This is a genomic window from Dehalococcoidales bacterium (assembly GCA_035529395.1).
In the GTDB taxonomy this organism is placed as follows: domain Bacteria; phylum Chloroflexota; class Dehalococcoidia; order Dehalococcoidales; family Fen-1064; genus DUES01.
This window is the reverse complement of record DATKWT010000013.1, coordinates 1-11,269: the sequence shown is the minus strand read 5'-3', so window position 1 is coordinate 11,269 and position 11,269 is coordinate 1. Positions and strand designations below refer to the sequence as shown.

The following is an 11,269-nucleotide window of genomic DNA, read 5'->3' as shown; positions in this document are numbered from 1 at the left end:
ACCGGTTCCCGTCCATAGGTCAAAACAACTCGCTGGGGCAAACCGAGGTCCTCCTTTCTTTGACGATAGTTGACACCCTTAACAAAGCACCGAGGGGGGAATGTGACTCGCAATCGTAAACACTACAATTGTCCACGTTGTGGAGGCAACCTGTTGCTTGACCAACTTGACCAACACGAAACTAGCCGGTATCTGTACTGTCTGCAGTGCGGCTATAATACCGAGGCAAAGGCGGAAAAAGAGGTTAACTTCCGAGATACCAAGAGTAGACAGAAATTCTAATGATAGTCTTAGGGTTTTCTGTTGAAATTCCAACCATTATCCAAGGCTCTGGCTCGGATGCTTCCTGTAAAGTGTATGTCAGACAATCTAACCGGGCGGAGTCGAAGACAATGGTGAACGGGGATGGCTGCGCGAACCCTATCCTGACAGATGTTGGCAGAGTATATCATAGAGAGAACCGAGGTGAAAGGCACAATGAGAATGATTGTGAAGACAACAGGAGACCGTACACTGGAGGAGGTTGAAGAAGAACCTCCGGGCAGAGCAGACGGTCCTGCACGTAGACTGTTTGCCGATACTCCCCAGGCTGACTGGGACAACTGGAAGTGGCATTTCCGCAACCGCATCACCACCGTTGACGAACTGGCCAGGTACATACCTCTATCATCCCGAGAACGAACACGCCTCAAGCTCGTAACCAGGAAGTTCCCTCTCTCAATAACACCCTACTATCTGTCTCTCATCTGTCCGCATGACCCTGATGACCCCATCAGGAGACAGGCGGTACCCTCCATTCTGGAGGTGACCATGGGCTCGGTGGGTTCGGAAGACCCCCTGGAGGAGAAGAGGGATTCCGTGGTACCGGGTCTGGTGCACCGCTATCCGGACAGGGTTCTGATGGTACTCACGGATATCTGCCCGATGTTATGTCGCCACTGCACCAGGAAGAGAGAGTGGCACAAAGGCGGCTGGGTACGCACCCCGGAGGAGATAGACAACATGCTGGTCTACATACGCCGGCATGAAACAGTCAGGGATGTCATCATCTCGGGCGGGGACCCGCTGACACTCTCCACCAGTCACCTTGAGTACATCATTTCCAGGCTCAGGGTAATAGAGCATGTCGAGATCATCCGGATAGGCACCAGGTTTCCTGTTGTCCTGCCTCAACGTATTGATGATGAGCTGTGCGCCATGCTGTCCCGTCATGGGCCGATATGGCTCAATACGCACTTCAACCATGAGCGCGAGATAACTCCGGAGGCGGCGGCGGCCTGCGACCGGCTTCTCAGGAGCGGGGTCCCGGTCAACAACCAGTCCGTCCTGCTGAAAGGCATAAACGACACTGTCGAGGCCCAGTTGAGGCTGTGTCACGGACTGCTCAGGATCAAGGTGCGCCCCTACTATCTCTTCCAGTGTGACGAGGTGCAGGGTACGGAACACCTGCGGACGCCGGTAGAGGTTGGCGTGAAGATTATCGAAGGCATGCGTGGTCACACATCGGGGCTGGCCGTACCCACCTTTGTTATTGACCTGCCTGAGGGTGGCGGCAAGGTGCCCATGCAGCCGGACTACGTGCTGGCGCAGACAGCAAGCGAACTTACGGTGCGGAACTACAAGGGCAGGGTCATTCGCTTTCGTAACCCCGGAGCCTCTACAGAACAGGAACACCCGGAGAGTGCGGACAGTCCAGTGGCGGTACCGGTTCCCGCCATGACCACTGAGACCCGGAGATCCGCTCGGCAGGGAGGAGCACGTCATGAGGATAGGGTTAGCGTACGATCTTAAAGAAGCCGTGGGTCGGGAACTTAGCGGCCCTGAGGACGCCCTGGAGGAGTACGACTCGGCGGAGACCGTGGAGCTCATCGCCAGAAGTCTGGAAGTCCAGGGACACGGTGTCGTAATGCTCGGCGGTGGCCGGGAGTTCCTCAGGAGAATCCTTGAGGAACCGGTTGATTTCGTCTTCAATATAGCCGAGGGGAGGGGCACTTACCGAAGTCGGGAAGCCCAGGTGCCTTCCATACTGGAAATGCTTGGAGTGCCCTATTCCGGTTCCGACCCTCAGTCCCTGTCCATCTGCCTCGACAAGCCACTGACCAAGACGCTGGTGTCCGCGGCCGGTGTCCGCACGCCCCGCTTCCGGGTTATCGAGAGCAGCAGCGCGTTTGGTGGAGCACCATGGACGGATTTCTCCTTCCCGGTCATCATCAAGCCGGCCTGTGAAGGTTCCAGCAAGGGCATTCGTCTCACTTCGCTGGCGGAGAGCCCGAAGGAGGCGGAGGGGCTGGTGCGTGATCTCCTGGACTGCTATCAGCAACCGATGATGGTTGAAGAGTTTATCTCCGGGGACGAGGTTACGGTGGGCATGGTAGGCAATTCTCCTCCCGCCGTGGTCGGCGTAATGCGCGTGGTCCCCCGGCAGAAGCGCGACTATTTCGTCTACTCACTGGAGGTCAAGCGGGACTGGAGGAACCTGGTCGACTATGAATGTCCTGCTCAGGTCGGGGAAGAGGTCATTGGGGAAATCAGCTCCCTGAGCCTGAGAACCTTCGAGACGCTGGGGTGCCGGGATTTCGCCCGAGTGGACTTCAGGGTTAGTCCCGAGGGACTGCCCTATTTCATCGAGATAAACCCTCTGCCAGGACTGGGGACCCACAGCGACCTGTATATCATGGCAACCGCAATGGGCTGGAGTCATTCGCAGCTGGTCGGTGGCATACTGAACGCGGCGTTACGGAGGTACCCTCAGTGCGCCAGCGTGTAGCCGTTATCCACAATGCAGTATCCCCGTCGCGCTATGACCAGCTCGGCGAGCGGCAGGCTGTCGCCGGCGTTCTGGATGCAGTTGAGGCGGTCTCCATCGCCCTGAGTGAACTGGACTACGAGGTCGTGTCGGTACCGCTGGAGCCTCCTGTTGAAGAAGCTGTGGCAAGACTGAAGTCCCTGGACGTGGACCTGGTATTCAACCTCTTCGAGGGTTTCTCCGGTTGCCCGGAGACCGAGGCCGAAATAGCCGACGTGCTGGTGACGCTCGGCGTACCCCACACCGGCTGTCCTGCCCCGGTGCTGAGGCTAGGCCTGGACAAGACCAGGGTCAAGGAGATACTGCGGTACGACGGCATTGACACGCCTGCGTTCCAGGTGCTTAATTCGGAGACAGTCTCAGCCTTCCGGCTGAGATATCCCTGCATCGTTAAGCCTTGCGGAGAGGATGCCAGCCACGGTATATCCCAGGAAAGCGTGGTGGACAGTCCGTGTGCACTGAAGGAGCAGGTGGCACGAGTGAGCGACTCCTATGGCGGCAGAGCGCTGGTGGAGGAATTCATTGACGGCCGGGAGTTCAATGTCACCGTTCTGAGCAATTCTAATGTGTCTGTGCTGCCTGTATCCGAGATAGACTACGACTTGCCTTCCGGGGCAGCCAGAATCCTCACCTATGCCGCCAAATGGGAACCCACCAGTCCGGAATATGGAGGCACGAAGGCTGTCTGTCCGGCTCGAATCACGAACGGTGACAGGGCTCGTATCGAAGAAGTGGCGCTGCACGTATTCCGCCTGCTGGGATGCCGTGGTTATGCCAGGATAGACCTGCGAGCAGACAGAAAGGGACGCATGAATGTGCTGGAGGTAAATCCAAACCCTGACATATCCCCAGGCTCGGGGGCGGTGCGCCAGGCGGAGGCGGCCGGAATGACGTATGCCCAGTTCATTCGCACGATCACGGAAATCGCCCTGGAGCGGAGCTGACAATGACATGCATCATCCGTCCGATGGGTCGTGACGACAGGGCGCCGCTCTTCGGCATCCTGGATACCATCCCTGAGTTCAGTCACGATGACGTAGCCGTTGCCAGGGAGGTTATCGATAGCTACCTGCATAGCCCTTCCGGGTCCGGGTATCACGTGCTTGTGGCTGAGGTTGATGGCAGTGTCGTCGGCTACATCTGCTATGGCCCGACACCGCTTACCCATTCGACGTGGGACCTGTACTGGATGGCAACGTTGCCGGCAAGACAGGGACAGGGTATTGGCGGCAGGCTGATGGCACAGGCTGAGAGTCGGATCGTGGAATCAGGGGGCAGGCTCGCCCTGATTGAGACATCCTCCCGGCCGGAATACGAGAAGACCATGCGCTTTCATCTGTATCATGGCTACGAACTGGTTGCCCGTATACCGGACTTCTACGCACCCGGTGATGATAGACTGACCCTCCAGAAGAGACTGGGTGGGTAGCAGGCAAGGGTAGTCTCAACGATGTGGCTGGTAAGATATGGATAGCTGGTCAGGATATTATACTGTCATTATAGTGAGATTATGATTAGCCCTTGCCTCTTAGCTTGAATACTGACCTATCTGGAGAAAAATAGCCATGTTCCGTATTCGTCGGGTCTATGATGACACCACACCGGCAAACAAAGAAGCAATAACCCAAGCCCAGCAGATTCTGCAGAGCCAGTTCCCTGGCCTTTCCCGGCGGGACGTGGCAAAGCTACCCAAACAACTACGGAACCCGCTCAAGTACCGCTTCCGCTCGATTCTGTTCGTGGCCGAAGACCAGAAGGAGCGGGTGAAGGGGTTTGCCCTGCTGTTCCACGAACCGGTCCTGCATTTCTGCTACCTGGACTACATCTCCACTGCCGAGAGACGGATGGGTAGAGGCATCGGCGGTGCCCTCTACGAAAGGGTACGTGAGGAGACACTCTCGTTGAACGCCACCGGCCTCTTCTTCGAGTGCCTGCCGGATAGCCCGAAGCTGTCTCCTGACCCCGAGATGAGGAAGCAGAACGCTGCCCGTCTGCGTTTCTACGAGCGGTACGGAGCCCGTCCTATCATCAATACTGCCTACGAGACGCCGCTGAAGCCGGGGGATGACAACCCGCCCTACCTTGTATACGATAACCTGGGCATAGACAGTGTGCTTGGTCAGGACATGGCACGTGGCGTCGTTAGGGCTATCCTGGAACGGAAGTACGGCACCCTATGTCCGCCAGACTACGTTGATATGGTCGTCGAATCATTCAAGGACGATCCGGTCCAGCTCAGGAAACCCAGGTATGTGAGGAAGAAGATTCCTGCGCCGGTGAAGGCCTCGATACCACCTGACAAGCGCATTATCATCGTCATCAACGACCGGCACGGCATTCATCACGTGGAGGAACGGGGATACGTCGAGTCTCCGGTCCGAATAGACGCAATACTGAAGGAACTGGATACCACGGAGCTGTTTGAAAGGGTGCCGCCGCGTCATTTCTCGGAGAATCGCATCAGAGCGGTGCATGCTGATGAGTTCGTTAACTACTTCAAGAAGGTGTGCGCCCGGCTGGAACCCGGCGAGTCCATCTATCCGTATGTTTTTCCTATCCGCAACGCCGCACGGCCTCCCCGGGACCTCCCCATCAGGGCCGGGTACTACTGCATAGACACGTTCACACCCATCAACCGGAACGCTTACCTTGCGGCTAGAAGGGCAGTGGACTGCGCTCTCACTGCAGCCAGGCTCATTTTCGAAGGCCATCGTCTTGCCTATGCCCTGGTGAGACCACCCGGCCACCATGCCGAGCGCCGCGCGTTCGGAGGATTCTGCTACTTCAATTCGGCGGCAGCTGCGGCAGAGTACCTCAGCAGCCACGGAAAGGTGGCCATACTGGATATTGACTACCATCACGGTAACGGCCAGCAGGACATCTTCTATGAGCGCCGGGATGTACTGACGGTCTCGATTCACGGGCGCCCCAGTATTGCCTATCCCTACTTCAGCGGCTTCCAGTCAGAGAAAGGCAGCGGCGCCGGCAGAGGCTATAACGTGAACATCCCCCTGCCTGAGAAAATCGCTGTCGAGCGCTACCGGCAGGCCCTGAGCACGGCTGTGAAGCGAGTCGAAAGATTCCGGCCAGATTTCCTGGTCGTTGCCCTCGGCCTGGATACAGCAAGAGAAGACCCGACGGGCAGCTGGGACCTGGTAGCCAGGGACTTCGAGGTTAACGGCAAGATGGTCGGAGTGCTACACCTGCCGACAGTGGTAGTGCAGGAAGGCGGCTATGACACCAGGGTACTGGGCATCAATGCGCGCCACTTCTTCACCGGGCTCTGGACAGGTGCTTATTCACCGCAATGATTGCCTGCTCTGGAACGGAGATACTCCGGCAGGGGACTCAGCCACAGACAGAGGACAACGTCTACAGTAAGGATCGTCAATGGCGTCAGGTTCGCTGATGGTCTTTCCCCGGGCCAATGATGGCTTATTGCACATTCCGTCAGAATGTTCATTGAGATGCGGTGGCTAATCGACAGGTATGAGAAGAGGTCGTCTGAAAACGCGAAGAGAGGCCCGAGTCCAGGCCCGTAGGTAGTCATGCCGGTTCCAGCACGAGGTCGACCTCGCCCTTGCTGTTGGATACGACTCCAAATAGATGCGTCTGGGTGGACCTCGACAAAGGCCTATCCAGCACTGTAAGCCTCTTGCCAGGGAATACGTCGCCCAGAATCTCAAGCGTTGTGCAGTAGGTGAACTCTCGAGTGTCAGTGCGCACGTATGCGATTCCATCGTCGGCCAACAATGAGGCTGCCTTGCGAAACGCAGTATTCAACAGACTTACGTATCGACTGGGATCCTGAAAACGTTCTCGGTGACGACCCATTCTGCTGTTCGGCTCAGGTGAGAATCCAAGCAGCCAGAGGCGTATCCATTGGTCGTAGTGGTAGTTAGTGACACCGAAGTAAGGCGGTGACGTCAGGAGCAGGCGAACTGACCTCTCCTTCAGCACCCCACCACGAAGTCTCGTCAACAGCTCGGTGCATTCACCGAGATACACCCGGCTCTTGGTGGTCTTGGGTCGTCCCTTCGAATACCGCCACTTGATACGTTTCTGCATGAATTCTACAGGGTTCACCTCTGGCGGTGTAAGACCACGGTCTCTCCACCAGCGGATCGCGTATTCAGGAGACATGGCCTTGGTCTGTCTCATCTGATTCGACAGGGAATCGTGCCTCTTTCCATGTAGGTAGACAAGTAGCAGCGCCATCAACGTCCAGTCCGTAGCTCGCCGTCGCCAATCCAGCATACTTCTCGCCGCAAGAAGGAAGCGGCGAACGTCGCGACTGAAACAGTAGTGGAAGAATTCTGGCATCTCGGTAGCAGTAGATGCGTATCCGGAGGCGGCAGTGGCCAACTTGGCAAGTCGCTGTTCAACCGTACGCTGAGGCCCTGGAGACAGCTTGGCTTTTCCGTATACCCAGCCCACAGGATTCAGCTCGATTCCAACGCCGACGCGTCCCTGTGTAGCCGCACTATAGACGGCCGTAGAACGGCCAGCGAATGGGTCGAGAACGAGGTCACCTGGTTCCGTGTATTGCCGAATGACCTCGTCGGCAAACCGCGTGGGAAACATGGCGTAGTAGGGGCCTATGCCAGCCCACCTCTTCTCTGCGGTGTCGAATCTCAATCCCGTCGCCGTCATTCTGTCACCATGAGCGCCTGGGCAAGTTGTCTGAGTACTCTGGATCCCAAGTTCAGAGGGATGGAAGCCTCTGCGTGTGCCGATACGATAGGTGTCAGCGCATTCGGGAAACGGGAACAGGCGAGTCGGTCCAGAAGAGTACAGACTATTTCGAAGCTGGGATAGAGCGAAACAGCATCTGAGTCGATCGTATCCTGGGCCTCATTCAAGAAAGGTATACTGGCGACTATACGCGCCCCCTTGGATGCCTTGTAGAAGAACTTTCTACCGAAATAGGTGTCTTGACCATAGGGGCGCGGGCTCGAGGACTGATGGATGCGCTGCTTGATGTAGCTATCTGTCAGCATTAGGTAGGTTCTTGGCCCGAAGAGAACTTCACCGGACACTTCGGTTTCATCAAGCTCGTCAAAGTGTGTCACGAATTCACCAGTCTTCTCGATTCCGACAATGGTCAAGTCGGAGCCGGTGCTGGTCCGTACGACTGCATTGATGCGTTTTAGCTCAGCACTAATGGCGGCACTCAACCAAGCCGGCGGACCGAACACCGCCAACGGACCGTCGATGAAGAACGCGACTCTGTCAGCTCTGTCAAGCCAACCATGGCTTTCAAACGCTCGCAACAGGTCGATCAGAACGAGGCGTTCCCAAACCTGCCTGACATATGCGAATGTCTCACCGTTGCTGCCGAGGTCATTGAATCTCTCATGGATTCGCAGAGCATCAGTTGAGAATATGGGCCGGCCGCATCCTGGGCATTTGGTGCATCCGCAGGGTACGTTGAACGATATCTCGCAACCATCTGAGTCAGAGTAGGGACACGACTGGGGATGTTCGCTCGGCTTCAGCGACAGGAGCGCTTCATACGTCTGGACAAGGGGAACCCCATCTTCCTCATCAAGAGTTTCGGTGGTGAGAAGGTCATGCAGTTCCTCCCGAAATGACACTCGCGCCGATTCCTGTGTTCGTGTGACCACGTTGCTACCTGGTAATGCAGCATCAATGGTGGATGCTTTCTCAGTCTCCCGGAATCTCTTTGGATCAACCGGGCGGTGCTCGTCAAGCTGGTCAACCAGTTCAAGATCTATAAGAACACTGGCCACCGTGCAGTAGCCAACTCTGGCTCCCGGATACCCGTTGACGACTGGTACCTCCAGATTGCTGCCGTCGATGGCGACGACGAATCTTGGCACATGACCTGTGTACGAGGGAATCGCGGAAGGAGATGGAGCGGCTGAAGTGCCATTACTCGGGTTGTACACACGGGATCTAGACAGAAGTTGACCAACGCGTTGTGATTCTACAATGCGACGGAGCGGGGAGTAGCCAGCATACTCGCCTTCATATGGCATCGGCTTTCCCCTCGGCCGTCGTAGCCTCTATGGAGAAGCGGTCAATCTGAACAGGAATGACATAGGGGTTTGAGAGTGTCTTCACTCTAAGGAACCCTCTGTCCTGAGCTCGCAGGATACTAGCCTCGAAGTCGGCGAAATCGTAGAACTTCCTGATCTCCCTGGTCTCATCGGTGTTGTTCAGATGCCCGATGAACCAATTCGCTGTATTCCGTAGGATGTTCTGCTGAATAGAGCTCACTTCCTGAGTGGCATACACGAGGCCGATATGGTACTTTGCCCCTTCCTTGGCAGTACGTACCCATACGTCATGCAGATCAAGCTCGCGAGAGGACGGCAAGACATTGTGTGCTTCTTCCACGTAGACAAGTATCTCAGTTGGTGATTGCGCGTTTCGAAACTTCATCTGATTTGCCTCGAAGATAGAGCGCATGACCCTATCTGCGTTCGCCTTGTTCAACTCAGGGTTCCCACTGGATTGGTCAACAATCACAAGGTCCCCCTTCTCGAGGTCCTGATAGATGTCCTCGGCGTAATCAGAGGAGACCGACGAGTTGTGCTGCTCCTTTACACGCCCCACGAGGCGTGAGCCGTTCGGGTAGTTGAACATCTCCAGAATCTTCCTTAGATCATCATCCGCCCACGACCCCGAGGAACTGGTCTGTACATACTCCGCATCGAACGACCCGAAGGATGAATCCCGGTCAGAGATGTAATCGCGAAGGGTCTTGCAGGCCTGAGCCATCTCCCCCCACGAGGGAGAAGGTTTCCTCAGGATTACGGCGCACGTCCCGTAACCAGCCGGATCGGTCCCCCTTTCACACTGGGAGTCGTCCTCCATGGCGGCCAGTAAGTCCTGGTGGAAAAGACGCGAGGTGTCCGGCCGCAGACCGCTTGGGGGCTCCAGGCCGGCCCTGTACAGGAGCGCCCGATAACACAGGACTCGCCTTCGATGGCGTGTCATGGCGGAATGGTCATCCGCGGCTGGCGGGTCAAAGGCTACATCCCTGAAGTTGTCTACATATCTCACCCCTTCCTTAGGAAGCGAGTTGTTTATGATGTCCTTCCCTATCTGCAGATTCTCATCATGATAGAAGTTCAACAGCATGAGCTTGCGGTTAGGGTCGTTAGGATGCCCTGTTATGCCGTAGGTTACGACCTCTTCCTTCAGATCATCTTGCCTGTCATCTGGGCCGCACTTCCAGACGTTCTTGATTGCCTCGGGGTTCAGGTCCGCCCCGGAAGCATCCTGTTCGTTCTCGTTGGCATATTCGCCATTGGGGTCAAAGACAATCTGTCCGATGCGCCTCTCACCGACTTGCCACCGCAGGGCGAAAATAGACTTGAGGATAATCTTCGTCGTGTTTGACTTGCCCGTTCTCGTCATACCGAAGAGAGCCGTCTTCTGACCCAACAGGTCAAGCGGAGTAATGCTCACCGGAACGCCATCGATTTGTTGGAATGGCCTGTGCGTGGAAGCGTAGCGTACATCCCCGATTCGAACAGTGTAACTGGAGGTTTCCTCGTCGGCGTACGAGCCACGATAGTTGACGATTGCCTTCAGGACCTTGCCACGTGGCTTGAACACTTTTAGCCCACGATTCGGATAGTAATTACTGAGATCCGAGCCAAACGACAACTGGAAAACCGATTCACCTTCCGCAGATACGTTCGACACGTAGTATGTCCCAAGCACGCGGCAACGAACACCTGCATAGCTCAACAGGTTGTGGGTGGTCGGATCCATAACACTGCGGTCGCCCCAGTTCTTGTCGATCTCACCACTCACACGTTGGGCGTTTTCCACCCTGACGCGCAAGGCCTCATCAGCGTTCGGCAGGTTCGCCTTGTCCAGGACCCGCAGCAGTATCACAGAGGCATCCTCTTGCCTGACGTCAATGGAACTTGAAGGGACTACACGCGTGGCAAGGAGAAAGGACAGTGCCGGTATTCCTACTACTTGCTGGCGGTGATGGTCATGAATCTAGACGAGGGCTTCTTCGTAACCCAGTGAATACACCTCACCAACATAGGCGCTTTCTTCTACTAGGTTAGTCAGGAGGGCTGAAGCTGATGGCTCTGTATTCGGTTCAGAGCGTTCCAGTCCTTCCGAAAGGGCCGACACAATATCAGCCATATCACCGAACCTCCTGTCACCTTGAGATGCACGCCCGCAAACACTGTGTACGCTTGCGAGTAAGGTGGCCTCCTTCGATATTAGCTCATTATGGCAAGCAAGTAAGGGCCAGTAGCCCAGGTGCGACCTAAGGTTGAGCCGTGGAGGTTAACACCATGACAGTGTCCTGAACACAATTCATCTGATTAGTATATTGAGTAACAGAAGAAGATGACTCCGGTTACAATAGAAAGGTACCGGAAGTACACAAATTTAGAGTAGAAGGAGCCATCCCGGAATGAAGAATACCGCAGCCAGGAAGCTTAAGCAAGTACCCGAGGGATA

9 protein-coding genes are annotated in these 11,269 nt (G+C 56.0%); 5 read left to right on the top strand and 4 right to left on the bottom strand.

Annotated features, from left to right (window positions below; translation table 11 throughout):
- Positions 1–477 precede the first annotated feature (477 nt).
- The 5 genes from VMW13_00785 (at position 478) to VMW13_00765 (ending at position 6,117) form a co-directional block, all read left to right on the top strand.
- A complete protein-coding gene (locus tag VMW13_00785) occupies positions 478–1,791 on the top strand; it encodes a KamA family radical SAM protein (protein HUV43342.1) in 1,314 nt (437 codons plus the stop codon).
- Positions 1,763–2,767: a D-alanine--D-alanine ligase gene (locus VMW13_00780; GenBank protein ID HUV43341.1), complete on the top strand. Its 1,005-nt coding sequence runs from the start codon at positions 1,763–1,765 to the stop codon at positions 2,765–2,767. Before VMW13_00785 ends, VMW13_00780 begins: the two co-directional genes overlap by 29 nt.
- Positions 2,752–3,750 carry an ATP-grasp domain-containing protein gene (locus VMW13_00775; GenBank protein ID HUV43340.1) on the top strand — a complete coding sequence of 333 codons (999 nt, stop codon included), beginning with the start codon at positions 2,752–2,754 and terminating at the stop codon, positions 3,748–3,750. Before VMW13_00780 ends, VMW13_00775 begins: the two co-directional genes overlap by 16 nt.
- A 2-nt stretch (positions 3,751–3,752) precedes the next feature.
- Entirely contained in the window at positions 3,753–4,235 is a 483-nt protein-coding gene (locus VMW13_00770) for a GNAT family N-acetyltransferase (protein HUV43339.1), read from the top strand.
- A 136-nt stretch (positions 4,236–4,371) separates the two neighbouring features.
- On the top strand, positions 4,372–6,117 hold the full coding sequence (locus VMW13_00765; GenBank protein ID HUV43338.1) for a hypothetical protein: 1,746 nt from the start codon (positions 4,372–4,374) through the stop codon (positions 6,115–6,117).
- Positions 6,118–6,352: 235 nt separating this feature from the next.
- Here the strand turns inward: VMW13_00765 and VMW13_00760 are convergent, their stop codons facing one another.
- From VMW13_00760 to VMW13_00745, 4 genes are all read right to left on the bottom strand, one after another.
- Positions 6,353–7,459, bottom strand: coding sequence for a DNA methyltransferase (locus VMW13_00760; protein ID HUV43337.1), 1,107 nt, complete (start codon positions 7,457–7,459; stop codon positions 6,353–6,355).
- Complete coding sequence (locus tag VMW13_00755; protein ID HUV43336.1) at positions 7,456–8,649, bottom strand: DNA double-strand break repair nuclease NurA; 1,194 nt, start codon at positions 8,647–8,649, stop codon at positions 7,456–7,458. Before VMW13_00755 ends, VMW13_00760 begins: the two co-directional genes overlap by 4 nt.
- Positions 8,650–8,797: 148 nt before the next feature.
- A complete protein-coding gene (locus VMW13_00750; GenBank protein ID HUV43335.1) occupies positions 8,798–10,681 on the bottom strand; it encodes a DUF87 domain-containing protein in 1,884 nt (627 codons plus the stop codon).
- Between the two features lie 111 nt (positions 10,682–10,792).
- Positions 10,793–10,945 (bottom strand): hypothetical protein, encoded by a 153-nt coding sequence (locus VMW13_00745; GenBank protein ID HUV43334.1) that lies wholly within the window; start codon positions 10,943–10,945, stop codon positions 10,793–10,795.
- Positions 10,946–11,269 lie beyond the last annotated feature (324 nt).

Excerpts from the sequence above, each read along its gene's own strand:
- VMW13_00785 (HUV43342.1), top strand. The coding sequence starts at position 478 with ATGAGAATGATTGTGAAGACAACAGGAGACCGTACACTGGAGGAGGTT.
- VMW13_00745 (HUV43334.1), bottom strand. The coding sequence starts at position 10,945 with ATGGCTGATATTGTGTCGGCCCTTTCGGAAGGACTGGAACGCTCTGAA.
- VMW13_00765 (HUV43338.1), top strand. The coding sequence starts at position 4,372 with ATGTTCCGTATTCGTCGGGTCTATGATGACACCACACCGGCAAACAAA.
- VMW13_00760 (HUV43337.1), bottom strand. The coding sequence starts at position 7,459 with ATGACGGCGACGGGATTGAGATTCGACACCGCAGAGAAGAGGTGGGCT.
- VMW13_00770 (HUV43339.1), top strand. The coding sequence starts at position 3,753 with ATGACATGCATCATCCGTCCGATGGGTCGTGACGACAGGGCGCCGCTC.
- VMW13_00780 (HUV43341.1), top strand. The coding sequence starts at position 1,763 with ATGAGGATAGGGTTAGCGTACGATCTTAAAGAAGCCGTGGGTCGGGAA.